The 24,093-nt window shown below is 67.1% G+C and carries 17 protein-coding genes, 1 tRNA gene and 1 pseudogene; 7 read left to right on the top strand and 12 right to left on the bottom strand.

Going from position 1 to position 24,093, the window contains the following annotated elements:
* Positions 1-15: 15 nt before the first annotated feature.
* The 3 genes from prmC to rho are packed head-to-tail and all read right to left on the bottom strand — an operon-like array spanning position 16 to position 4,008.
* Positions 16-867 carry a peptide chain release factor N(5)-glutamine methyltransferase gene (gene prmC, locus BLS40_RS01695; RefSeq protein WP_092147925.1) on the bottom strand — a complete coding sequence of 284 codons (852 nt, stop codon included), beginning with the start codon at positions 865-867 and terminating at the stop codon, positions 16-18.
* Positions 854-1,927: a peptide chain release factor 1 gene (prfA, locus tag BLS40_RS01690; protein ID WP_092147922.1), complete on the bottom strand. Its 1,074-nt coding sequence runs from the start codon at positions 1,925-1,927 to the stop codon at positions 854-856. The genes prmC and prfA overlap by 14 nt, the downstream gene beginning before the upstream one ends.
* Complete coding sequence (rho, locus tag BLS40_RS01685; protein WP_092147919.1) at positions 1,927-4,008, bottom strand: transcription termination factor Rho; 2,082 nt, start codon at positions 4,006-4,008, stop codon at positions 1,927-1,929. Before rho ends, prfA begins: the two co-directional genes overlap by 1 nt.
* Before the next feature lie 371 nt (positions 4,009-4,379).
* Between rho and BLS40_RS01680 the strand changes: the two are divergent.
* A pseudogene (locus tag BLS40_RS01680) lies at positions 4,380-6,104 on the top strand (long-chain fatty-acid--CoA ligase).
* Here the strand turns inward: BLS40_RS01680 and thrB are convergent.
* The 4 genes from thrB to argS are packed head-to-tail and all read right to left on the bottom strand — an operon-like array spanning position 6,101 to position 11,436.
* Complete coding sequence (thrB, locus tag BLS40_RS01675) at positions 6,101-7,030, bottom strand: homoserine kinase (protein WP_092147916.1); 930 nt, start codon at positions 7,028-7,030, stop codon at positions 6,101-6,103. The pseudogene BLS40_RS01680 and the gene thrB sit on opposite strands and share 4 nt — an antisense overlap.
* 14 nt (positions 7,031-7,044) lie before the next feature.
* Positions 7,045-8,397: a homoserine dehydrogenase gene (locus tag BLS40_RS01670; RefSeq protein WP_092147913.1), complete on the bottom strand. Its 1,353-nt coding sequence runs from the start codon at positions 8,395-8,397 to the stop codon at positions 7,045-7,047.
* Positions 8,398-8,454: 57 nt separating this feature from the next.
* Entirely contained in the window at positions 8,455-9,783 is a 1,329-nt protein-coding gene (gene lysA, locus BLS40_RS01665) for a diaminopimelate decarboxylase (RefSeq protein ID WP_092147910.1), read from the bottom strand.
* Positions 9,784-11,436 (bottom strand): arginine--tRNA ligase, encoded by a 1,653-nt coding sequence (gene argS, locus BLS40_RS01660; protein WP_092147908.1) that lies wholly within the window; start codon positions 11,434-11,436, stop codon positions 9,784-9,786.
* A gap of 125 nt (positions 11,437-11,561) precedes the next feature.
* Between argS and BLS40_RS01655 the strand changes: the two genes are divergently transcribed.
* From BLS40_RS01655 to BLS40_RS11160, 5 genes are all read left to right on the top strand, one after another.
* Entirely contained in the window at positions 11,562-13,157 is a 1,596-nt protein-coding gene (locus tag BLS40_RS01655; RefSeq protein ID WP_172807982.1) for an alpha/beta fold hydrolase, read from the top strand.
* 958 nt (positions 13,158-14,115) lie between these two features.
* On the top strand, positions 14,116-14,475 hold the full coding sequence (gene cmtR / locus BLS40_RS01640) for a Cd(II)/Pb(II)-sensing metalloregulatory transcriptional regulator CmtR (RefSeq protein ID WP_092147900.1): 360 nt from the start codon (positions 14,116-14,118) through the stop codon (positions 14,473-14,475).
* On the top strand, positions 14,472-15,074 hold the full coding sequence (locus BLS40_RS01635) for a cadmium resistance transporter (protein ID WP_092147897.1): 603 nt from the start codon (positions 14,472-14,474) through the stop codon (positions 15,072-15,074). Before cmtR ends, BLS40_RS01635 begins: the two co-directional genes overlap by 4 nt.
* A gap of 306 nt (positions 15,075-15,380) precedes the next feature.
* On the top strand, positions 15,381-16,439 hold the full coding sequence (locus BLS40_RS01630; protein ID WP_231908486.1) for a site-specific integrase: 1,059 nt from the start codon (positions 15,381-15,383) through the stop codon (positions 16,437-16,439).
* A gap of 80 nt (positions 16,440-16,519) precedes the next feature.
* The gene (locus tag BLS40_RS11160; RefSeq protein WP_231908485.1) at positions 16,520-18,334 is read left to right on the top strand and encodes a hypothetical protein; all 1,815 of its coding nucleotides are present in this window, start codon (positions 16,520-16,522) and stop codon (positions 18,332-18,334) included.
* Positions 18,335-18,559: 225 nt separating this feature from the next.
* Here BLS40_RS11160 and BLS40_RS01615 read toward each other — a convergent pair.
* The 3 genes from BLS40_RS01615 to BLS40_RS01605 all read right to left on the bottom strand — a co-directional run bounded on the left by BLS40_RS01615 (position 18,560) and on the right by BLS40_RS01605 (position 19,531).
* Positions 18,560-18,633, bottom strand: a tRNA-Arg gene (locus tag BLS40_RS01615).
* Between the two features lie 69 nt (positions 18,634-18,702).
* Positions 18,703-18,921, bottom strand: coding sequence for a PspC domain-containing protein (locus tag BLS40_RS01610; RefSeq protein ID WP_092147894.1), 219 nt, complete (start codon positions 18,919-18,921; stop codon positions 18,703-18,705).
* 109 nt (positions 18,922-19,030) lie between these two features.
* The gene (locus tag BLS40_RS01605) at positions 19,031-19,531 is read right to left on the bottom strand and encodes a MarR family winged helix-turn-helix transcriptional regulator (RefSeq protein ID WP_092147891.1); all 501 of its coding nucleotides are present in this window, start codon (positions 19,529-19,531) and stop codon (positions 19,031-19,033) included.
* A 177-nt stretch (positions 19,532-19,708) separates the two neighbouring features.
* On the opposite strand from BLS40_RS01605, the gene BLS40_RS01600 reads away from it, so the two are divergent.
* Positions 19,709-20,245 carry a YceI family protein gene (locus tag BLS40_RS01600; protein ID WP_092147889.1) on the top strand — a complete coding sequence of 179 codons (537 nt, stop codon included), beginning with the start codon at positions 19,709-19,711 and terminating at the stop codon, positions 20,243-20,245.
* A 59-nt stretch (positions 20,246-20,304) separates the two neighbouring features.
* Here the strand turns inward: BLS40_RS01600 and BLS40_RS11040 are convergent, their stop codons facing one another.
* Both BLS40_RS11040 and BLS40_RS01590 read right to left on the bottom strand, forming a co-directional pair.
* Positions 20,305-22,929: an AAA family ATPase gene (locus tag BLS40_RS11040; RefSeq protein WP_092147886.1), complete on the bottom strand. Its 2,625-nt coding sequence runs from the start codon at positions 22,927-22,929 to the stop codon at positions 20,305-20,307.
* Positions 22,926-24,068: a metallophosphoesterase family protein gene (locus BLS40_RS01590; RefSeq protein ID WP_092147883.1), complete on the bottom strand. Its 1,143-nt coding sequence runs from the start codon at positions 24,066-24,068 to the stop codon at positions 22,926-22,928. The genes BLS40_RS11040 and BLS40_RS01590 overlap by 4 nt, the downstream gene beginning before the upstream one ends.
* Positions 24,069-24,093: the final 25 nt, after the last annotated feature.

Here is a 24,093-nt window from a genome sequence, read left to right as displayed (position 1 = left end):
CGATACCGGGCGCGGTTACCGGTTCACTTTACTCGCGGTGACAAACCGCGCCCTGCCGGTGAGGTCGTCGAGCACATCCGGCGGGCCAAAAGCCCCGTGCGCGCGAACCTCGTCCGCCACAGCACGCGAGGTGGAGTCGTCGTGCTCGATGCCGAGACGGCCCCCGGGAGCCAGGAGGCGCGCGGCAACGGGCACGAGCCCGCGGATCGCTTCCATCCCGTCCGCCCCGGAGAACACTGCCTCGTGCGGGTCGAAGTACACCTCCGGACTCAGGTCCGGCGTTTCGGGCACATACGGCGGATTGGCCACCACGAGGTTCACGGTCCCCGACAGGTGCGCCAGCAGGCCGGGGTCGGTCATGTCGCCTTCGACCACCGTGAGACCCACGCCGTTGCGCACGGCGTTGGACGCCGCGTACCGGCGCGCGGCGGGTGACAGGTCGACGGCGGTCACGGAGGCGTCGGCACGCGCGTGCGCGATGAAGATGGCGAGTGCCCCCGACCCGGTCCCCAGATCAACCACGATGGGCTTGTCGACGCCCTCGAGCACGCGCACCGCCCAATCCGCGAGAACCTCCGTCTCGGGGCGCGGCACGAACACCCCCGGGCCCACCGACAGCTCGAGCGGGCCGAAATAGGCTGCGCCGGTGATGTGCTGCAGCGGCTCGCGGGTGGCACGTCGGGCGACGGCCGCGGCGTAATCGGCCTCGAAACCCTCCGGCGGATCGGTGGCGAAGACGGCGAGCGGCGCGACGTCGAGAAGAAAAGCCGCCAGCTCGCGGGCGTCGACCTCGGGCGTGTCGACGCCCGCGTCGCGGAGAATCTCGGCGGCGCGGGCGACAAGGTGCCGGGTCTTATTCGGCCTCAAGGCGCTCCTGGCGCTCGTGCTTCTGCAGGGCGGCGATGAGGTCGTCCATGTTGCCGTCGAGCACCGAGTCGAGGTTGTTCGACTTGTAGTTGATCCGGTGGTCCGAGATGCGGTTCTCTGGCCAGTTGTACGTGCGGATGCGCTCGGAGCGGTCCATCGTGCGCACCTGGGACGCGCGACCCTCGGCCGCCTCGGCCTCCGCCTTTTCGCGCTCCAGCTGGTCCAGGCGGGCCTGGAGCACCTGCATCGCACGCGCGCGGTTCTGGATCTGGGAGCGCTCGTTCTGGCAGGTCACAACGATATTTGTCGGCAGGTGCGTGATGCGCACCGCGGAGTCGGTGGTGTTGACGCCCTGGCCGCCCTTGCCGGAGGAGCGGTAGACGTCGATACGCAAGTCCTTCTCGTCGATGTCCACGGACGCGACCTCCTCGGCCTCAGGGAAGACGTACACGCCCGCCGCCGAGGTCTGGATGCGGCCCTGCGACTCCGTGACGGGCACGCGCTGGACGCGGTGGACCCCGCCCTCGAACTTCAGCTTGGACCACGCGCCGTCGCGCGACGGCGTCTTGGACTTCACCGCCACCGTCATGTCCTTCGCGCCGCCGAGATCCGACTCGGCGATGTCCAGGACCTCCCAGGTCAGGCCGTGCTTCTCGCAGTACTTCTGGTACATGCGCGCGAGGTCGCCCGCGAACAGTGCCGCCTCCTCGCCGCCGGCGCCGGCCTTGATCTCCATGATGATGTCATCGCCGTCGTGCTCGTCGCGCGGGGCGAGCAGGTCCGCCAGCTCCTCCTCCAGGCGCGCAATGTCACCCTCGAGGCGGGCCGCCTCCTCGGCGAACTCCTTGTCCTCGTGCGCCATCTCGGAGGCCGCCTCGTAGTTCTCTCGGACCTCGCTGAGCTGGTTGTACACGTTGATGATGGGCTGGAGCTCGGCGTAGCGCTTCGACAACTTGCGGAACTGCTCCGCGTCGCCGGCCACATCCGGGTCGCCCATCTGGGCCTGGATGCCCTCGTACTCGGAGACGTAGTCGTCAACGATCGAAACATCGCCCGCCATCAGAGGTACTCCTCCTCGGACTGATCGGCCGCCATCGGGGCCGACTGCGCGACACCCATGAGGAACTCGCCGTTCGACTTCGTCTTCTTCAGCTGCTTGATCAGCATGTCAATGGACTGCTGCGGATCGAGCGCGGACAGGATGCGGCGCAGCTTGTGCATGATGCGGGCCTCCTCCGGCGCGAGCAGCAGCTCGTCCTTGCGGGTGCCCGAGGGGTTGACGTCCACGGCCGGGAACACGCGGCGCTCCGCGATCTTGCGGTCGAGCTTGAGCTCGGCGTTGCCGGTGCCCTTGAACTCCTCGAAGATCACGGTGTCGCCGGCCGAGCCGGTCTCCACCATGGCGGTGGCGATGATCGTCAGCGAGCCGCCTTCCTCAATGTTGCGGGCGGCGCCCAGGAAGCGCTTCGGCGGGTACAGCGCGTTGGAGTCCACGCCGCCGGAGAGGATGCGCCCCGACGCCGGCGAGGAGTTGTTGTACGCGCGGCCCAGGCGGGTGATCGAGTCGAGCAGGACCACGACGTCCTGGCCCATCTCCACCAGGCGCTTCGCGCGCTCGATCGCCAGCTCCGCCACGGCGGTGTGCTCTGACGGCGGGCGGTCGAACGTCGAGGAAATCACCTCGCCCTTAACCGAGCGCTGCATGTCGGTGACTTCCTCGGGGCGCTCGTCGACAAGCACGACCATGAGGTAGCACTCCGGGTTGTTCGTGGCAATCGCGTTCGCGATGTTCTGCAGAATCGTCGTCTTGCCGGCCTTGGGCGGGGAGACGATCAGCGCGCGCTGGCCCTTACCCAGCGGCATGACCAGGTCGATCACGCGCGTGGTCAGGATGTTCGGCTCCGTCTCTAAACGCAGGCGCTGGTTCGGGTACAGCGGGGTGAGCTTGTGGAACTCCTTGCGCTGCTTCGCGTTCTCCGGGCTCATGGCGTTGACGGAATCGACGCGCACAAGCTGGTTGTAGCGCTGGCGGTTGCGTCCGTTGCCGTGGGAGTGGCTCTGGCCGTTGGCACGGACCTGGCCAATCACGGCGTCGCCGGAACGCAGGCCGTTTTGCCGCACGAGCCGGTTGTGGACGAACACGTCGGCCTGGTTGGCGCGGTAGCCCGTGGTGCGGATGAAGGCGGTGTTGTTGTCCACCACGTCGACAATCCCGGCGACTTCCTGCAGGTCCTCCGGGTTGAGGTCCTGGTTCTGGTTGTTGTCCCGGTTGTTGTCCCGGTTGTTGTCGCGGTTGTTGTCACGGCCGCCGCGGTTGTTGTCGCGGTTGTTGTCACGGTTATCGCGGTTGTTGTCGCGGCCGTTGCGGTTCCGGTTGCGCCGGTTGCGGCGCCCGCGGCGGTTGTCGCCGTGGTCGTCGCTGTCCCGGTTGTCCCTGTTGCCGCCGTTGTCTCGGTTGTCGCCGTTGTCGTCGTTATCCCGGTTGTCCAGGTTATCCCGGTTGTCCCGGTTGTCCCGCTTGTCACCGTTGTTCCGGTTGCCGCGCTGCTCGTTGTTGCCGGTGCGGTCCTCGCCGGTGCGCTCTGTGTTCTGGGTATTCTCAGGCTCGCCCTGGTTTCCCGAACGCGGGGCGGCGTCCACGTTGGCCCCGTTGGCCCCATTGTCCCCGCTGTCCCCCGAGCCGTCGGAGCTGCTGTTGCGCGCGCGGTTGCGGCGCGCGCGGCGGGCGGCCGAGCGGGACTCGTAGCGCTGCTCATCACGCTGTTCATCACTCGAACTCTCGGGTGCGCCGCCGGTTTCCTTGTCCGACTTCATGGACACGTCGGCCGTGTCCGGCGCGGAGGAGGTACCGTCATCCTGGCCGCGGCCCTGCGCCGATTCCTCGGCCGATTCCTGCGCCGATTCCTGTGCGGAGGCAGCGTCCGAACGGCGGGTGGCGCGGCGGCGCGGCGCGCTCGTCTCTCCCTCGGCCGCCGCTGCCCGAGGTGGCAGCTCACCAGTGGTAATAGCCTGGATCAGGTCGCCCTTGCGCAGTCCGGAGATGCCCTTCAACCCCATCTCCGCGGCCATCTTGCGCAGCTCGGGGAGCTTGAGGGAGGCGAGGTCCGGCCGACCCTGGGCGGCGTTACCTGTTTCGGTCACGAATGTCCTTTCGTCGCTTCCGTGGTCGGGCGGCACCGTAGCAATCGGGTGCGGCGCGATCCGTGCGCGCGGAGTGCGCGCCTGCTGGAAGCTTTCGTGTGCAGTTTGATCTGTGCTTATCTCGCGCGGGCTGCGCTTGAAGTGGGTGTAACCCGCGTGTGCCCCGACGTTGGTGCTGGCTACAAATTAAGCAGCTCAACGGTGTACTCGCGACCTGTGGAGGCGAAGTGTACGAGGGGAAGACCGCTACCCGTCAAAGATGTGGCCGGGTGTGTCCGCATGTGCAGCGGCGATCTTGCCAGCGATTGTAACCCATGACCCGCTCGAGGCGCGGATCCAGCCCCTGATATGGGCGCGCTAGAGTGGGTCGCATGCTTTCCACCATGCAGGAAGTGCCTTTTTCCGTCTCCCGCATCCTCACCTACGGGGAGACGATCCACTCCACCACCCGCATCACCACCTGGCGCTCGGGCGAGGTGGAGGAGTCTACGTTCGGCGAGGTCGGGGCGCGCGCAGCGGCGTTCGCCCACGCACTGCATGATGATTTGGGCGTCACCGGCGATGAGCGGGTGGCCACGCTGCTGTACAACTGCGCGGAGCACCTCGAGGTGATGTTCGCCGTGGCATCGAAAGGCGCGGTGTTCACCCCCCTCAACGTGCAGCTCGTGCCGGACCAGATCGCCTATGTGATCAACCACTCCGAGGCGAAGGTGATTGTCGCCGACCCGCGGCTCGCCGACAAGCTGGGCAGCGTCTTAGAGCTCTGCCCGCTGGTGACCACGGTTTGCTTTACCGGCCTGGATTTTCCCGCCTCACTCGCACAGTCCCTGCCCGAGCACATCGAAGTGCGCAGCTACGAGTCGCTTCTCGACGGCCGCTCCACCGTGTACGACTGGCCCGTCCTGCCGGAGAACACGGCGGCTGCCCTGGTGTATTCCACCGCCACGACGGGGGCGCCGAAGGGCGTCGCCTATTCCCACCGCTCGATCTGGCTGGAGGCGATGAGCCTGAGGGCGACCGACTCGATGGCGATCACGCACGGCGAGACCTTCCTGTGCGGGATCCCGATTTATCACGTGCTGAGCTGGGGCGTTCCGTTCGCCGCGTTCCTGGTGGGCACCCCGCTGGTGCTGCCGGATTCGGACGTGTCGGCGCCGACGCTGGCGAAGCTCATCGCCGCGACGCACCCGCGTGTGGCGCACGGCGTACCCACTTTGTAGATCCAGCTGATCATCCACTACGCCGCGCACCCGCCGGAGCGCATGAGCCTGACCGAGATCTTTGTCGGCGGCTCCCCCGCCCCGCCCGCGCTGATCAAGGCGTGGGAGGAGCGCTACGGCGTGGACGTGGTGCACGTGTGGGGCATGACGGAGACGTCGACAGTGGGAACCGTCGCACGCGCGCCCTCAGGCGTCTCGGGCGAGGCCCGCCAGGCGTTCCGCGTCTCCCAGGGCCGTTTCGCCCCCTGGCTCGAGTACCGGGTGGTCAACGACGGCAAGGTCATGGCGTCGACCGACCGCTCCCAGAGCGAGATCCAGGTGCGCGGCAACATGGTCGCGGCCTCCTACTACCACTCCCCAACTCAGGAGCCGGGCGGGATTGCCGGGGAGTACCGCGGCGAGCAGGTTGTCGACGCCCGCGAGGCGTTCACCGCCGACGGGTGGCTGCGCACCGGCGACGTGGGCACCGTGACCAACGACGGCTTCATGACGCTCTACGACCGCGCCCGCGACGTCATCCGCTCCGGCGGCGAGTGGATTTACTCCGCCCAGGTGGAAAACCTCATCATGGCGTTCGAGGAGGTGGTGGAGTGCGCGGTCATCGGCTACCCCGACGCCACATGGGGCGAGCGCCCCCTCGCCATCACGGTGCTCAGCGCAGACGCTCCCCCCACGCCGGAGACCGCGGCGCGGCTGCGCAGTGAACTGTCGGCGTCTCTGCCGCGCTGGATGGCGCCGGAGTACTGGACGTTTGTCAGCTCCATCGACAAGACCTCGGTGGGCAAGTTCGACAAGAAGGACCTGCGCAAGCACCTGGCCAACGACCGCTACGACATCATCGCGCTGCCTGGCCCGGGCAACCGCAACGCCGGCTAGGCGCGGCTCAGGGAGGCTTTCACCGGGCCCGCGACATCCAGCTCGATAACCCGCAGCCCCGCCTCGCGGGCCGAGTCGAGGATTTTTTCCGGAATCGGATCGGTGTGAAGCACCATCACGGTCGGGCCCGCCCCGGACAGGTAGGCGGCGAAGCCGCGGTTGCGCAGGTGGTTGACCCACTCGGCGGTCACCGGCAAGACGTCGGCGCGGTACGGCTGGTGCAAACGGTCGCGCGTGCCCTCCCACAGCAGCTCGGGGTGGCGCTGAATGGCCACCGTCATCACCGCGGTGCGGGAGACGTTGAAGCGGGCGTCGGTGTGGGTGACGTGGCTGGGCAGGACTTGGCGCACCGCGTTCGTCGAGGCGTGGAAGTCGGGCACCAGCGCGGTGGCGCGGATGTCCGGGTGCACCTCGACGCCGACCGCGCGGTAGGACGGGTCGGTCACACCGTCGACGGGGACGTCCGTCCAGGACACCACCGTCCCGCCGAGCACGGAGGCCGCCGCGTTGTCGGGGTGGCCCTCGAACGCAGAGGACAGCTGCACGATCGTGTCAGCGTCCAGCGGGTCGCCGGCCAGCGTGTTCGCGGCGACCACCCCCGCCACCGCCGCCGCCGCCGACGACCCGAGGCCGCGCGACTGCGGGATGGAGTTGGTGGACACCACGCGCAGCCCCGGCGCCTGCACATCCGCGGCCTTGAGCCCCGCGCGCAGCGCCTTGACCACGAGATGGGAGGAGTCGCGCGGCAGGTCTCCGGCACCCTCGCCGAAGATCTCTACCTCGAGGCCGGAGGGGATGGTCTCCACCTCGACGGTGTCGTAGATGCCGACGGCAAGCCCCAGCGTGTCAAAGCCGGGGCCGAGGTTGGCGGACGAGCCGGGGACGCTGACGGTGGCCTTCAGGCCGACGGGCAGATCGGTGGGCATGCAGTATTTAACCTCTAGGAATCGAGTCGGATGACGGAGTTGATGGCCTGCACGTCGGCGTGCTGGGTCAGCGTGTCGACGATCCCGCGCAGCGTTTTTTCCTGCGCCGCGTGCGTGACCACGATGAGGTGGGCCCCGTCGGCCCCTTCCTCCTGGCGCACCGCCGACAGAGACACGCCGGCCTCGGAGAACGTCCGGGCCAGGTCCGCGAGCACCCCGACGCGGTCGTTGACTGTCATGTTGACGTGGTAGCGGGAGCACACCTCGCCGAACTCGACCACGTCGTAGTTCGCGTAGGGGTTCTCCGCCGGGGCACGCCCGCCGTGGATCTTGTTGCGCGCCGCACCCACGAGGTCACCGAGCACGGCGGAGGCGGTCGGGGCGCCGCCGGCGCCGTTGCCGTAGAACATCAGCCGCCCGGCGGCCTCTGCCTCGACGAAGATCGCGTTGTAGGACTTGTCCACGCTCGCCAGCGGGTGGTCGTTCGGCACCAGGGTGGGATGGACGCGGGCGTTGACTCCGGTTGTGTTGCCCGAGGCGTCGACAAGCCGCTCGCAGATAGCGAGGAGCTTGATGGTCTGGTTCGACTGCTTGGCGGCCGCGATGTCGTCGGCGGTAATTTTGGTGATGCCCTCGCAGTACACGTCGCCGTAGGTGACGCGGGTGTGGAAGCCCATCGACGCGAGGATCGCAGCCTTGGAGGCGGCGTCATGGCCCTCGACGTCCGCGGTGGGATCGGCCTCGGCGTAGCCCAGGCGCGTGGCCTCGGCCAACGCGTCCTCGTAGCTCATGCCGCTGGCGGCCATGGCATCGAGGATGAAGTTGGTGGTGCCGTTGACGATGCCGGAGATGCGCTGCACCTGGTCGCCCGCGAGCGAGCGGCGCAGCATGCCCACGACGGGGATGGCGGCGGCGACGGCCGCCTCGTAGTACAGGTCGACGCCCGCGGCGTTCGCTGCCTCGGACAACTCGTCGGCGTGTGCGGCCACGAGCGCCTTGTTGGCGGTGACCACGGACTTGCCGCGCTTGAGCGCCTCGAGCACGAGCTCGCGGGGGTACTCGATGCCACCGATGAGCTCGACGACGACGTCGACGTCCTCGCGGTCGATCAGCTCGCGGGCGTTGTCGGTCAGGAAAATCCCCTCGACGTCCGGGGCGCCGCGGTGCTTGTCCAGGTTGGACACGGCCACGCCGCGCACCTCGATCGGGCCGCCGATGCGGTGCTCCAGGTTGTCGGAGAACTCTGCGAGCAGGCGCAGCACCTCAGTTCCCACGGTGCCCTTGCCCAGGACGGCCACGCCGACGGGCTCGCCGATCCCCTTGCCCGGGTAGTTTCCGTTGCAGCTCTCTGCGCTCGATACAGTCATACTCCCATATTCCTTAGCAAGTCCTTACCATCGTGACACGTCGTTTTAGTGTACCGCTTAGTCTATATCTCGGGAGAGGATGTCCTCCACCGTCTCGCGCCGCACCATCTCGCTGGCGTGGCCGGAGCGCACCGAGACCACGGCCGGCCGGCCGAACGCGTTGTAATTCGAGGCCATGGAATAGCAGTACGCTCCGGTGGCGGCGAGTGCGACGAGATCGCCGCTGGCGACGTCCTCCGGCCACACCGCGTCGCCAATCAAGATGTCGCCCGACTCGCAGTGCGAGCCCACGAGGCGGGTTGGCACGCCCGCGCCGTCGACGAAGCGGTTGACCACCCGGGCATCGTATTCCGCCTGGTAGAGGGCCGGCCGGATGTTGTCGCTCATCCCGCCGTCGACGGAGACGTAGCGCCGCGTCGCCGTGTTGGACGTGTGCACGTCCTTGATCGTGCCCGCGCGGTAGACGGTCACCGTGGACGGCCCGGCGATCGCCCGGCCCGGCTCCACCACGACCGTGGGCGCGGGAATGCCGAGCTCGTCGGCCACGCGGCGCACGCTGCCGAGCAGGTCGCGCGCGACCCCGGCGACATCCAGGGGCTCCTCGCCCTCGACGTAGGCGATGCCGTAACCGCCGCCCAAGTCGAGGTAATCCAGGGCGACACCCTGCTCGGTGAAAATGGTGGCGTAGAGGCCCAGCACCCGCTCCGCGGCGAGCTTGAAGCCCTCGGCGTCGAACACCTGCGAGCCCACGTGGCAGTGCAGACCGGCCAACGAGAGGTTCGCGGCGCCGATCGCGTCGACCGCCGCCTTGTGGGCGGAACCGGACGCCAGGGAGAGCCCGAACTTCTGGTCCTCGTGGCTGGTGGCGATGAACTCGTGCGTGTGCGCGTCCACGCCGGGTTTGACGCGGATGAACACGTCCTGGACAGCGCCCAGCTCCCCGGCGACGGCGTTGAGTTCACCGAGCTCCTGGTGCGAATCGATGACGACGTGGCCCACGCCCGCCTCGACGCACAAGCGGAGGAAGGAATCGGCCTTGTTGTTGCCGTGGACCGTGATGCGCTCGGCCGGGAAGTTCGCGGCCAGGGCGATGCGCAGCTCGTTCTCGGACGCCACGTCGAGCGCCAAGCCCTCCTCGTCCACCCAGCGCGCGATGCGCCGCGTGAGAAACGCCTTCGAGGCGTAGTGGACGTTTTCCGGCGCGCCGAACGCCGCCGCCATGTCGCGGCAGCGGGAGCGGAAGTCGTCCTCGTCCACCACCATGACGGGGGTTCCGTACTCCTCGGCGATTTCCGGCAGTGGCACCCCGGCGATGGTGACCACGCCGTCCTCCTGGCGCGCCGCCTGGCGGGGCCAGACGTGGGCGGGAAGCTCGTTGAAGGGCATCTACATCTTCTCCGGCGCGCTCACGCCCACGAGGCCGAGCGCGTTGGCCAGCACCTGGCGCGTCGCCATGGCCAGGGCGAGGCGGGCGGAGTGGATGGGCTGGGCCTCCTCCTGCGCCTTGGGCAGGATCTGGCAGGCGTCGTAGAACTTGTGGAAGGAGCTCGCCAGCTCCTCGGCGTAGCGGGCCACGCGGTGCGGCTCGCGCAGCTCGGCGGCGGCCTTGACCACCGCCGGGAACTCGCCGAGGGTGCGGATCAAATCCCCCTCCTTCTCGTGATCCAACAGCCCCAGCTCGGGGTTGTCGTAACCCACGGACGCCTCGGCCGCGCGGCGCGCGATGGAGCACAGGCGGGCGTGGCCGTACTGGACGTAGTACACCGGGTTGTCGGAGGACTGCTTCGTCCACAGGTCCAGGTCGATGTCGAGCGTCTGGTCCACCGAGGAGCGCACGAGCGAGTACCGGGCGCCGTCGACGCCGATGGCGTCCACCAGGTCATCGAGCGTGATGATGGTGCCGGCGCGCTTCGACATCTTCACGGGACGGCCGTTGCGCACGAGGTTGACCATCTGCCCAATGAGTACCTCCACGGCGTCCGGGTTGTAGCCCAGCGCCTGGGCGGACGCGCGCAGGCGCGCGATGTAGCCGTGGTGGTCGGCGCCGAGCATGTAAATCGCCAGCGTGTGGCCGCGGTCGAACTTGTCCGCCACGTAGGCGATGTCGCCGGCGATGTAGGCGGCGTTGCCGTCGGACTTGATCACGACGCGGTCCTTGTCGTCGCCGTAGTCGCTCGAGCGCAGCCACCACGCCCCGTCGCTCTCGTACAGGTTCCCGTTGTCCTTCAGGGTGGCCACGGCCTTGTCCACCGCGCCGGACTCGAACAGCGAGTTCTCGTGGAAGTAGACGTCGAACTCCACGCCGAACTGGGCCAGGGAGCGCTTGATGTGGTCGAACATCATCTCCACGCCCTCGGCGCGGAACGTCTCCTGTACCTCGTCGGGGGTGCCCGTCAGGGCATCGGGCCGCTTCTCGACGACCGCGGCGGCGATCTCGGAAATATACTCGCCGCCGTAGCCGTCCTCGGGCGTGTCCTCCCCTCTCGCCGCCGCGACGAGCGAGCGGGCGAAGCGGTCGATCTGGCCGCCGTGGTCGTTGAAGTAGTACTCGCGGGTCACCTGCGCCCCGGCCGCCTCCAGCACGCGGCCGAGCGAATCTCCCACGGCCGCCCAGCGCGTGCCGCCGAGGTGGATGGGCCCGGTCGGGTTCGCGGAGACGAACTCCAGGTTGACCTTTTCGCCCGCGTAAATGTCCAAGTGGCCGAACGCGTCGCCGGCGGCGAGGATCTCGGCGACGAGCTGCCCCTGGGCGTCGGCCGCCAGGCGCAGGTTGATGAAGCCGGGGCCGGCGACCTCCGCGGATTCGATGGCCGGGTCGGAGCTGAGTGCCTCGGCGAGCCAGCCCGCCAGATCGCGTGGGTTCGTCCCCGCCTTCTTGGCCACCTGGAGGGCGATGTTGGTGGCGTAGTCACCGTGCTCCGGGTTGCGCGGGCGCTCGACGGTCACCGTGTCGGGGACAACGGATGCGTCGAGGTCGTGCTCGCTCAAAACGGAGGTGGCGGCCTGCTTGATGGTCGTTGCGAGGTCAGCTGGCGTCATGGGTGGACAGTCTAATTCAGCGCCCGGACATTATCTCCATGGGTGCATCACCTCGCCGCGCGGTCGGCGCCCGGTATAGGTACTATGAGTTCGCCCGCTACCGTCGCCAGGAAAGGCCCCGCAACATGTCCAGGAGATTTCTCGCCGCGGCGTTGAGCGCCGCCGCCGTCAGCGCCGCGCTCGTGGCGCCCCAGGCCGCCGCCGAGCCGGCGCCCGTGATCGCGCGTGAGGCCTGCCCCGCCACCGTCAACGTCGCCGGCGCCGAATGCGGCCGCTTCGACACGCCCATGCGTTACGACGACCCGGACGGCCCCTCGATCTCGGTGGGCTACGTCCGCATCCCGGCGGCGCAGGCGTCGTCACGCAAAGGCGCGATCTTTGGCAACCCGGGCGGGCCGGGCGGGGACGCCTACTCCTACTTCGGCACTGAGGGGCTCGCATTCGACTGGCCGGACGAGATCCGCAACGAGTTCGACCTCGTGGCCGTCCAACCCCGCGGCCTGGTGCATTCCACGCCGCTGAACTGCCAGGCCCCGGCGCCGCAAACCCCGGTCGACGTCGCCCGCCTGCAGATCGAGTCCACCGTCGCCGGCGGAGGGCTGACCAGGTCCCTGTGCCAGGGCGAGCGCCCGGGCTACCCGGAGACCATCACCACCGAGAACAACGCCCGCGACTGGGACGCGGCCCGCCGCGCGCTCGGTTATGACACGATCTCCATCATGGGGCTGTCCTACGGCACCTACCTCGGCGCCGCCTACGCCTCGATGTTCCCCGAGCACACCGACCGCGTCGTGCTCGATTCCGCGATGGACCCGCAGTTGAGCTGGCAGGCGCTGATGCGCACCCAGCAGGGCGGCTACGAGCGGGCGCTGAATGACTACTTCACCTTCGTCGCCGACAACGACGCGACCTACCGCATGGGCGACACACCCCTGAAGGCGTACCAGTACTGGTCCGACCGCATCGTCGCCGAGTCCGGCACGAACCCGACGGTGACTCCTCCCCCGGCGCGTGTGGGCGACCTTCCCCCTGGCCTCGAATTCGCGGGCCAGGCCGGCGCGGACGCGATCACCGCCACGGGCAAGGCGCGTGCGGAGGGCGACGGCATCGTCTCCCGCCTGCTCAACCCGGGGGCGAATCAGCTCCAGTCCCCCTTGCTGCTGGCCACCCGCCTGAACCTGCCCCAGCCGCAGGGGTGGGACACACTCGCGCGCCTGACCAACGGCACGCTCGACGCCGAGAGCGACGCCACCCTTCCTGACGCACTCGTCGAGGAGCTCAAGGCGCAGCAGGTTGCCCTCAACCAGCTCCAGGCCGTGCAGATGTGCAACGAAAACGTCACCCCGCCCGACTACGGTCTGCTGCCCGCCGCCCTGTGGTCGGTCTACGTCACCGGCGACTTGTTCACCATGCCCAACGCGGTCATCGGCTCGGGCATGTACTGCGCCGGAGCCGGCCCTGTCACAGGCCTCGCGCTTCTCGACGGCTCCCGGCTCGCCGTTCGCCCCCTCCAGATCAACGGCACCGGCGACCCGCAGACCGTCTACTCCGGCCACGGCACAATCGCTTCCGCGATGGGGGCGCACGTGGTCACCGTCCACGGCCCGGGCCACGGCCACGTGGGGCTGGGCAACAAGGCAGTTGACCAGATCGTCGTGGACTACCTGCGCACGGGCCGCGCGGAGGCGACGGACGCCCCGGGGTACTTTCAGGCGCAGTGAGGCGCTTCCTTTGTACTTCCTTTGTGCTTCCGCCTAAACCCGGAACACTCAACATCCCCCTCTTCCGCCGCGCGCCACGCCCCCGCGCTGCCCCGTGCCTCCGCCTAAACTCGGAACACTCAACATCCCCCTCTTCCGCCTAAACTCAGGGCAAGTTCGGGGTGTCCGAGTTTAGGGGGAAGGGGCGCAGCAAGGGCCGGAGGAGCTTTCAGTAAACTCCCCGACCAGTTGTAGCGGGTTCGTGGCTACACCCCGGTTACACCGGGTTTCGCCCCCGGTTACACGACAGAAGTCAATTATATGACGTGAACAGGAGCGCTCCTTGGAACGGGAAGTCAGGAAATTCCGCTTCCGCCTCTTCCTGCCTCTCGGCAAGCTCCACGCTCCACCGTGAACGCTCGACAAGTTCGTCAAAGGTGAGCACCTCCGGTGACTTACGGTTCGAGCGGAAACGTTCAAAGCTACGGAACTTCGAGCCAATTAGGTTGCCTTCGGCGCGGCACAAATCGCACATGGGCCGATCACCAGAAACGAGCGTGGTTCAACCAAGTATGCACCGTCGCCGATGTTGTCTCTCGTTGTCCCTCTCGGCAATCCATCCGGCAAGGCTCTCCTTGGCGGCGCGAACCGTCGTCGAACCCCGAGGTGCCCCCTTTGCAAACGGGAATCGAGTCTAGGCTGCGGATGAGGTAGATAAGTTTGTTCGAGCCTTCCCGGTTCAAGATGATGAGGCCATCGAGAGTTGTCCCGTTCGGGGCATTGCTTGGGGCCTGAAAACGGATCTCGCGAACTACGCCAGGCTCGTGCGCAACTTGAATCTCGAGCTGGCGACGCTGTTTTCGCAACTTTGCCGGAATCTCTGCCATCTCTGCTACTTCCACTGTCTCTTGAGCAGCACACACGGCTGCACCGCTACCCGGAACTTGACTAGTTCAGTGCTCGCTGTATAGTTCAGTGCATGCTGACTATTGCTTCGCGTCTCGACGTGATGAACCGCCTGGGTCGTGCACTGGCCGACCCCACTCGATCCCGGATCATCTTGACCCTGCTCGACCATCCCGCTTACCCGGCGGAACTGTCCCGAGATCTGGACCTGACACGCTCGAACGTGTCCAATCACCTGGCATGCTTGCGCGATTGTGGGATTGTCGTCTCCGAGCCCGAGGGGCGTCGGACGCGATATGAGATCGCCGATCCGCACCTGGCGCAGGCGCTGACTACATTGGTCGATGCCACCTTGGCAGTAGATGAAGATGCCCCGTGCATCGATCCCGCCTGCTCGCTTCCCGGGTGCTACGCAGCTGGGGAGGACGCATGATCCTCACCACGGTCTTGCAGGCGATAGGCCTGTTCGCAGCTACCAACATCGACGACATCATCGTGCTCTCCCTCTTCTTCGCGCGAGGGGCAGGCCAGCGCGGCACCACCGCCCGTATTCTGGCCGGCCAGTACCTCGGATTTGCCGGCATCCTCGCTGCCGCGATCCTTGTGACCATCGGTGCCGGAGCATTCCTGCCCCCGGCAGCCATCCCATACTTTGGTCTCATCCCTCTGGGCCTCGGCCTCTGGGCCGCATGGGAGGCCTGGCGCGGAGACGATGACGACGATGACGATGAGGCCAAGGTTGCCGGCAAGAAAGTCGGTATAGGGACAGTCGCAGGCGTCACTTTTGCCAACGGCGGCGACAACATCGGTGTCTACACCCCTGTATTCCTTAGCGTGGAACCTCTCGCAGTGGTCGCCTACTGCGTTATCTTCCTCGCGCTCGTTGCGGTCCTGGTGGCCCTGGCAAAGTTCGTCGCCACCCGCCCCCCGATCGCGGAAGTGCTCGAACGCTGGGAGGACATCCTCTTTCCCATCGTTCTCATCGGCCTCGGCATCGTGATCCTCGTCAGCGGCGGAGCCTTCGGGCTCTGACGTAGCGGCAGCGTTCCAAACGGCCCCGACCGGGCGTACCCCTCTCGGTTCAGACCCCAACAACTACCCGCAGCCAGTCCTGCGTGATCGCAGCAACAAGACCGCCATGGAACGCTGCAAAACCCCGCCATCGAGCGAACGAAGCCACAGTCTCTGAGTGCAAGCGCCTCTTCTGTTCATCTACTACAACAAGACGCACAACGAACTCACCCACCCCCGGGAAACCCGAAAACAAAAATCTCGAGACACCGTAGGAACGATGTCTCGAGACTTCATGATTTCGGGACAAGATGTCGACCCAGGCTTGTGTCCAATTCCTCCACCATGGAACAAGACCGGGCGACCACCACCTGCCTGGTCGGACAGGGCAAATTGAACATGAACACCGTCAAACGCACCGACCCGTTTGAGATCATTACTGCCTATACACCAAAGGTTGTCACCGAGGAGCGCTGGAGCGAACTGTCCGGTTTTGTCCGCGCTGCCGTAGGTAACACCGTCGAGGACACCTGGACCGCAGATCGCACCCGAAATGCGCTGCGCCTAGTGACCAAACTCTGCAACTTCGTTCTTCTTACTGGCCGAGACTTGTCGGTCGAGGCCGTCTTCACCGACGGCATGGTGTCCGCCTTCTCGCACAACGAGCTGACCTCCGACACCACCCATGTCCGCGGCTCCTCGCGTGCGGTGCTGCGCACAGTCGGTCTTGCCAACAACCCGGACTTTGACGCTCCGCGCCTTCGCCCCGAATACGGTTCCGGCTCCGGTTCCGCGCCGTACAACGACGGCGAGGTCTCGGCGTTGCGCGTCTGGGCGAACGGCGAGCGCACCGAGGAGCGACGCAAGCAAGCACATCTGCTGCTGGCGTTGACGCTCGGGGCTGGCCTTCGCTCCTGCGAGGTCGCGGGGTTGACGGCACGCGACGTGTCGCAAGACAGCCTGGGCTTGACGCTGCTCGCCTCCGGCTACCGGGGTGCAAGCGAGCGAGTCGTGCCCGTCGAAAACGAGTGGGCAGACACCGTTGCCGAAGCGGTCGAGCACGCTGCCGGTGGGGACTCCTGGCTTTTTCGCCCCCGTCGCACGACGGCCGGCCACGGCACGGTCGCAACCTTTACGAAGCGCTCGTTCCACCCTCAAGACGCAGTGGACGTCGCTCGCGCACGCACCACCTGGGTTGTGAACCAAGTCCGCAAGGGCGTGCCGGAGACCGCGGTGCTCAAGGCCGCAGGACTTCACGACTTGCAGCACTACAGGCGGTTTTTGTCCGCCCCGGAGCACAGCGCCGACCACGTCCGAGCGCTACTCCACGGCACTCGCGTGAGCGAGGCTCGTAGCGGTCTGACCCTTATTCAGGGCGCGCGCTGAACAACCCTATTTTCCCTGGTGGCGACGCCAGGTTGGTCTCTTATTGCCAAAAACAACCAGCACAAGGAGGTGACAACGACATGGCGAACCTGTACCCGCAGACCCAAGAGAACTTCTCCCAACTCAACTACGCCGCCGACCTCGTTGACGCCTCCGGTGTGGTCGAACTGGTGGAGAACTGGCGTATTGAGGACGGGCTCCAGACCGGCCGCGGTGGTCGCCCGCAGTACGTGACCATTCGCACCGCCATTGTGCTCTGGGTCCACATGGCGCTTACCAAGCGCCCGCAGTTGGTCGCCCGCATGTCGGAGGTGGTCGCCTTCGGCATGAAGCCGTACATTCGCGACTACTTCTCGCTCGTTAACGCGAACGTGGACCTTTCCACCCGTGACGGCCGCATGGACTACAACAACGACTGGTACCACCGCATTTGGCGCGCTCTTGAGCGCGTGCGTGCGACCATGGAGCCGTACCCGCAGGTCTCCCGACACGGCCGCCACACGGTTGACGAGTGGCTTGAGTTCATGGACCTCTTCGGGCTCGACTCGAAGAAAACGTCGAAGAAGAGTTACCAGCCGACCGAGGAAGAACTGCTGGCGGAAAAGCGCATGGCGCGCTGCGACGAGTTCTCCAACCGCCTGCTGTGGGCCACCGTCGAGAAGTTCGGCGACAAACTTGGGTCCTGGAACGGCGACGTAGCCGTAGACGGCACCGCCTTTAAGGTCCCCGCCAACGGCAACCCGAACAAGCAGGACATGTTGGCAGGCCACGTGCCCGGTCACCGCAAGGTTGCGTCCACGCCGACGCTCGGCAACTACTCGAAGGGCGCGGACGACCACAACGGCGACGCGAAGCCCTCCAAGGGCGACAACATGTGGGCAGGAGAGGCCACCTTCGCCACTATGGAAGGCAACGGAGTCGGCAAAGAAGGGGGACTGCCGTCTCTTATTCTCGGCATGTCCTTCCACCGCCCGGCTGCTAAGCCGTGGCAGCGTGCGTTGCGCTCGCTGACCAACGTGTTTGCCCGTCCCGAACTGCCCCGCGGACGCTTCTTGGGAGACCGCCTGTACCTGCCAGGCCAGAAGGCCGAGAACCTCCAGGTCCCGCTGCGTAAGGCTGGCTACGACCTCATTGGCGACTACAAGAAAATCCAGCTGGGACTCCAGACCGAGCTCGCCTCTGGCGCGGTTGTTGTGGACGGCCAGCTCTACTGCCCGGTAATGAAGGCGCGTCAGCGCCTGGTCAACGCCACTGCCGACTTCCAAAACGGCCGCATAGGCGAGGACGAGTATTACGCGCTGCTTGACGAGCGCAAGAAACTCCAGTTGGCACCGCTCGGCAAGCCCGTCGAGGGCGACGGCAAGCAGCGTTTCCAGTGCCATGCACGCTCGAAGAGCGCGAAGGTCACCTGCCCTTTGGTTGCACGCTCGAAGGAGAAGCACCCCAACCGTGCGAAGGAGCCTCTGCTGGAAAGCGAGGTGCCGACGTCTGGCATGTGCGGTGCGGTCTGTAAGCAGACCTCCATTACCGTGCAGAACACGCCCGAGGACGGTGCGAAGTACCTCAACCAGGGCGCGCCTTACGGCACCAAGGAGTGGCAGGAGCAGTACCACCGTCGCAACACCATTGAGTCTCGCAATGACCGCGTGAAGTCTTCCCGCCACCAAGGCCACGGCGACCCCACCATGCGTCTTATGCGTGGCTGGGCAGCACAGGCCATTTCGGCTGTCATGTCCGCAGTCGCGACCAACATTGGTCTGCTCTCGGCAGAGTCGCGCTGGCGCTTCCCGAAGAAGCCCACGCCTCCCACCACCCCTCCAGGCGGTCGCAAGACCCGCGGACGCGACGAGACTGGCACCGACGCTTTCCCCAACGCACCACCGCTTGCGGCATAGCCCGACCAAGGCCACCGGCTGGTCCTCAAACAACGAGGACGAAGCCCGTGGCCTAGATGTCGTGGGCGAGTGCCGAAATGCGGCCCAAAACGGTTTTCAGACGATGAAAAATGACCCCTCCGAACGCGCGAAGCGGGTCACTTTTGTGTTCGCGGCCGTTTCCCTTCGGCCGGCAGGAGGTTTCGTGAAAAGATTGGAACAATTTCGTGAACCCCCCGACAACTGTGTCCCCGACAGGATTCGAACCTGCGACCTTCGGTACCGGAAACCGATGCTCTAATCCACTGAGCTACGAAGACATGCGCACCTCGCGGTGCGCATTAGACACTATCACCCGTGTCTCGCGGGGAATAAATCGGCCGAGTCTCCTAGTATTCAGCGGGCATGATGATCCACGCCACGATGTAGAGGAGCACGCCCGGTAGGATGCCGGCGAGCACGAGGACGACGAAGAGCAGGCGCACGAGCACCGGGTCGATGTTGAAGTACTGGGCCACGCCCCCGCAGACACCGGCGATCCACTTATCAGTCATGGAACGTGTGAGTCGCTTGCGGGGGGTTGCGTTGGATGCGTTGGTCGTTGACATGGGGTGAGGTCCTTTCGGTTGGCTGGTTTCCTTGACACTCCCCATTCAACGTTCCCGTCGGGGCCACGGCAACGGGGTTTACCCTGATTTCGACCCTGATTCCTAGCGTTTACTCGTCGACAGCGCGGATTTCCTTGCACGTGGGAATGCCCGGAAGGTTGTCAACCTCCATAATCCCGGTGAAAAACCGCTGCAACGCGGGCACGTCGTCGGGGTTGAGGTGGTCAAACACGATGCGCCGGACGCTTTCCACGTGATCGGGGGCGGCCTGGGCGACACGCTCCATACCCTCGTCCGTGAGCTGAACCAGCACGCCGCGGGCGTCTCCCGGGGACTTGCACTTGGTTAGCAGGCCGCGCTTTTCCATCCGGGTGACCTGGTGGGAGGTGCGGGAGCGGTCCCAGTCGAGCTGGGCGCAGAGGTCGCGCAGGCGCAGTTCGTGTCCCTTGGCCTCGGATAAGGCGACGAGGACGGAGAACTCCGATGACGACAGGGTCGACCCTGCCTGGAGGGTCTCATCGATCACTCTGTCGAGCTTGCGGGTCGCCGCGAGCAGGAGCCTCCAGAGTGCTTGTTCGTTATCATTTAGCCAGCGGGGTTGTTCAGCCATAATGTTGACATTACATCTTTACCCCGCGCCGGAGAAATGGTCATCACTAGCGATCTACTTTCGTCTCCACCCATTTTGACCAGCAGGAAAAGGGAAATCCCAGAAACAGTTGACACGTCACTAAGTCGCGGTATGCTGGTGCTTGTTAACACGTCAACAACCCTCAAGGAGAACCACATGTCTCAGCTCACCGGAACCTGGAACCTCGACCCCGCCCACTCCGAAATCGGCTTCGTCGCCCGCCACGCCATGGTGACCAAGGTCCGCGGCAACTTCCCAGACTTCGACGCTCAGGTCACTATCGACGGCGACAACCCGCAGGCATCGAAGGCGACCGCCACCATCAAGACCGCCTCCATCTCCACCGGCAACGCTGACCGCGACGGCCACGTCCGCGGCGAGGACTTTTTCGACGTGGAGAAGTACCCCGAGATGACCTTCGAGTCCACCGCCTTCAACGTCGACGAGAACGGCAACGGCACCGTCGAGGGCAACCTCACCATCAAGGAGACCACCAAGCCGGTCACCCTCGAGGTGGAGACCTTCGGTGTCGAGACGGACCCCTTCGGCAACGTCCGCGTCGGCTTCGAGGCCGACACCACCATCGACCGCACCGAGTTCGGCATCAACTTCCAGGCTCCCCTGAACTCCGGCGGTGTTCTCGTCTCCAACAATATCAAGATCGCGATTGAGGGCTCCGCCATCAAGGCGTAGGCATCAAGGCGTAAGCCTCACGTCGTAAGCAGCAACACCCCGCTTCGCGCGGGGTGTTGTCATTTCTCCCCTCCCGCGAGCTCGTTGATGTGCGCCACCTTGGCCGCCTCCACCCTGTCGAAGCGCTGCGGGAAGCACGTGAGCACGAACACCTGCGAGTGCTTGCCCACCTGATTGAACAGCGAGTTCATCAGCGCCAGGCGCGCCGGGTCGGTCGCTCCCAACGCGTCGTCGACGATGACGGGCACCGGGCTGCTGCCCGCGAGCTCGGCAATCGCAAAGCGGACGAGCAGGGCGAGCTGCTCCTGCGCCCCGCCCGAGAGCTGGTCGAGCGCCACCGTCGCGCCGTTGAGCGTGCGCGCCTCAATCTCCAGGGACTCCCCCAGCGTGAATTCCACGTCCGGGCCGAACACGCGGGAGGCGTAGCGGTTGAGCGCCTCGGCAAAAGGCGCCGCGTAGCGGGCCCGGGCGGCCTCGCGGTGCCGCAGCATCGTCTCGCGCAGCAGGCTCACGGCGTCGGCGCGCCGCCGCGCGGTAGCCAGCGCGAATTCCGCCGCGTCGCACTCCGCCTCGGCCCGGTCCGCCTGCTCCGCCACCCCGGAGGCCTGCTCGATGCGCCCGGTGAGCTCGGCGATGCGCTTGTCCGCCTCCACCTGCCGGCTGCGCAGGTTGCGCAGCCGGGTCTGGGCCCCGGCGTACAGGTCGCTGGCAAGCTCGGGGTTGGCCGCGGCGAGCTCGCCCGCGAGCTTCGCGGACTCTGCCGCCGCTTCGGCGTGCGCCGCCGCGGCCGCGTCGCGCGCTTGGACGAGACCCGGGGTCGTGCGCTCGGCGGCCGCCCATTCCTCGCGCGCCGACGCATACTCCGCCGCCTTGGATTCGGCCTTCGCCTCGGCCACGGCGAGCGCGGTCGCCTCTTTGCGTTCCGCCCAGGGCTTGAGCGCGGCCTCCGCGCGCTCGGCGGCTTCCTCGGCGTCATCAAGCGCGGACTGCGCTCGCGATAGCTCCTCTTCGGCCGCGTCCTCCGAGGTCTCCCCCGCCCCGGCCTCCTGCGCTTGCGCTTCGGCGCGGGTGTGATCCGCGCGCAGGTCGTCGGCGTCGCGGCCGCCAAGAATCTCTTCGCGCTGGCGCCGGGCCGCATCGAGCGCCGAGGCGAGCTCGGCGTGCTCGTCGCGCAGCCGCCTGGCCTCGTCGATGTCCGCGCACGCGAGCTCCTCGAGCACTTGCCCCAGCTCGCGCTCGGCGGCCTCCAGGCGCGCCGAGGGATCGGCCGAGGAATCATCGGCGCCGTGGGCCGCGCGGTAGACCACGTCGAAGTCGCCGAGCGTCACCCGGGTTCGGTCGTGCACGGGCAGGACGGCGGAGCCGGGGAACTCCACGCCTGTGCCGTCGACAAGCACGCGCGCGCCCTCAGGGCCGGAGACCTCGATTTTCGCCGAGGCGGCATCGCGCAGCCGGCGCTGCAGCGCGACCTCCTCGCGCGCCTTTTCCAGGGCCCGGACGTCCGCATCCGTCACCGGGCGCTCCGGCTGCCGCGCGCGCAGCCCGGCGAGCTCCGCGTCCACCGCGTCCAGGCTCGCGACGGAGGCGGCGAGCGCCTCGGCGTGCGCGCGCACACGCACACCCTGGCGCGCGCGCTCGGCCTGCCGGACGGCCTCGCGGGCGGCGGCGGCGTTGCGCTTGGCGTCGTCACGCAGGGCGGTGAGCTCAGCAATGCGCCCCGCCTCGGTCTCTGCCGCCTCGCGGGCGGAATCGAGCTGCGCGGAGAGCTCGTCGGCGGCCTTTTCCAAGGTGGCAACGCGCTCGCGCGCTTCGGCGCGGGCGCGGACGTCCGCCTCGGCCCGCTCGAGGTCGACGCCGGCGCGCTGCTCCTCCTTCGCGGCGGCGGCGGCCTGCTGCGCGAGGGCACGAGCCGCGGCAGCCTCCTCCGCTCGCGCCGCCTCCTCCCTCTCCGCGTCCGGCAGTTCCTGCTGGATAGCGGCGATCTCCGCCTCGCGCCTAGCCACCTCATCGACAAACCCGGAGAGGCGCGCGACGTCCCCGCGCAGGTCGGCGAGCCTGTCCCGCGCGGCATCCACCTGCTTTTCCAGGGCCGCGTACGACGCGGCTTTCTTCCCGGTTTTGGTGAAGTAGCGCGCAAACTCCGTCTCAATGCGCTGCATAAGCGCGGTGTCGTCCGTCCCGGCAGCCCCCGCGTCCTCCTCCCCGCCCTGGTCCAGGGCGCGGGTGATCGACGGGATCCCCGCGGCCTTCACCCCCGGGGACAGCTGGCCCTGGCGGAGGAACAGGGTGGACGCCAGGGCCTGGTCTAGGTGTTCATCGAGGATGGCGGCGAGCTTGTCGTCCGCCTCCCGCCCCGTGTACTGCTCCCGGCGCGGGGCGGTGATCGTCAGCGACGAGCGCCTCCCGCGCAAGAACCGCTTCTGCACGGTAAACGTGTACGGCCCGACCGTCGCCTCCAGGGCCACCTCCACCTCGACGTCCTTGCCCGCCGGGCGCAGCGCGCGGATGCGGGAGTCGCTGGAGGAATGCTTGAAGTTGAGAACCGCGTCGAGCGCGTCGAGGATGGTGGACTTGCCGGCCTCGTTCTCGCCGTGGATGAGGATGACCCCCGTGTCCGGGATATCGGTGAGCTCGAGGTGCTCGATGGCACGGACGTTGTGCAGCGTCAGGGAATGGATTTTCACGCGGAGACCTCCCTTGATAGGCGGAACAACAGGTTGACCGCGTCGCGCGCCACCGGGTCACCCGCGGCCGCGGAACCCGCGAGCTCCTCCATGGCGTCCGCGGCGAACCCGGTCAGCGGCAGGTCGGCCAGTTCGTCTTCACCGGGTTCGAGATGGAGATCCATCAGCCGGGTGCGCTCGCGCAGGGAGGCGAAGACCGGTTCCAGCTCGGCGAGGCCCTCCTCTAGGCGCCGCGTGTCCTCCAGGCCGAGGGTGCCCACGATCGCGTACTTGATCACGGTGCGCTCCTTGTCCGGGTAGGCGCGCAGCTGGGCGAGGATCTCGTCCACGTCGCCCGCGCCGGTGACGTCCCAGTGCAGCGCCTCGAACACCCAGGTGCCTACGGCGACCTTCTCCACGTTCGCGGTCCCCGCGTTCAGCCGCACCACCAGGGCGTTGCCGGAATCCACCTCGCCTCCCGTCACCCCGGGGGTCAGATCGTGGAAATCGGTGGTCTCGGGCGACCCGGAGAACCACACCTTCCCGGACGTGCCGAGCGACCGGGTGGAGTGCGTGTCCCCCAGCGCCACGTAGTCCACGACCCCGCTCGCGAGCTTTTCCTCCAGGTTGGCCAGGTCGATGAGGTCCGCGGCGGCCTCCCCGGTGCGCGCCTCCACCTGGCCGTGCCCGACGAGCACGCGGATCGCGTCCGTGGGCTCCAGGTCGCGCAGCGCCCGGGCGCACAGGTCCTCGGAGGCGTACTTCGCGGTCAGCGGGGCGCCGACCAGCTCAACGCCGGGCCGCACCTCGACCACCTCGTTGGAGTCCAGCACGGTGACGTTTCCCACCGCCTCCGTACGGTGGAAGATCGAGTCCGCCACCAGCGGGTCATGGTTGCCGGGCAGCAGGTACACCGGCACGGGCAGGCGAGAAAACGCCTCCAGCGCGCGGCCCAAGGTCCGCTGTTCGAGCGCGTTGTGCTCGAATACGTCGCCGGCCACGACGATGAACTCGGCGCCGCGCTCGCGGGCGAGTTCGCCGAGCTTGTCGACGGCGCGTAGCCGGGCGTCGTCGAAACGCGACTGCGCCTCGGGCGACAGGAATTTCCGCGTCATGCCCAGCTGCAGGTCGGAGGTGTGGATGAAGGTCAGCTCGCTCATGCCCTTACTCATACCAAACGGTGTC

Origin of the sequence: Corynebacterium mycetoides, assembly GCF_900103625.1 — a bacterium.
GTDB lineage: Bacteria > Actinomycetota > Actinomycetes > Mycobacteriales > Mycobacteriaceae > Corynebacterium > Corynebacterium mycetoides.
Note: the sequence above shows the minus strand (reverse complement) of the source record. Positions and strands in the feature narration are given on the sequence as shown.

Coding starts and splice junctions, on each gene's coding strand:
- prfA (WP_092147922.1), bottom strand. CDS start 1,927: ATGGCGGGCGATGTTTCGATCGTTGACGACTACGTCTCCGAGTACGAG.
- thrB (WP_092147916.1), bottom strand. CDS start 7,030: ATGCCCACCGATCTGCCCGTCGGCCTGAAGGCCACCGTCAGCGTCCCC.
- BLS40_RS01670 (WP_092147913.1), bottom strand. CDS start 8,397: ATGACTGTATCGAGCGCAGAGAGCTGCAACGGAAACTACCCGGGCAAG.
- lysA (WP_092147910.1), bottom strand. CDS start 9,783: ATGCCCTTCAACGAGCTTCCCGCCCACGTCTGGCCCCGCCAGGCGGCG.
- argS (WP_092147908.1), bottom strand. CDS start 11,436: ATGACGCCAGCTGACCTCGCAACGACCATCAAGCAGGCCGCCACCTCC.
- BLS40_RS01655 (WP_172807982.1), top strand. CDS start 11,562: ATGTCCAGGAGATTTCTCGCCGCGGCGTTGAGCGCCGCCGCCGTCAGC.
- cmtR (WP_092147900.1), top strand. CDS start 14,116: ATGCTGACTATTGCTTCGCGTCTCGACGTGATGAACCGCCTGGGTCGT.
- BLS40_RS01635 (WP_092147897.1), top strand. CDS start 14,472: ATGATCCTCACCACGGTCTTGCAGGCGATAGGCCTGTTCGCAGCTACC.
- BLS40_RS11160 (WP_231908485.1), top strand. CDS start 16,520: ATGGCGAACCTGTACCCGCAGACCCAAGAGAACTTCTCCCAACTCAAC.
- BLS40_RS01610 (WP_092147894.1), bottom strand. CDS start 18,921: ATGTCAACGACCAACGCATCCAACGCAACCCCCCGCAAGCGACTCACA.
- BLS40_RS01605 (WP_092147891.1), bottom strand. CDS start 19,531: ATGGCTGAACAACCCCGCTGGCTAAATGATAACGAACAAGCACTCTGG.
- BLS40_RS01600 (WP_092147889.1), top strand. CDS start 19,709: ATGTCTCAGCTCACCGGAACCTGGAACCTCGACCCCGCCCACTCCGAA.
- BLS40_RS01590 (WP_092147883.1), bottom strand. CDS start 24,068: ATGAGCGAGCTGACCTTCATCCACACCTCCGACCTGCAGCTGGGCATG.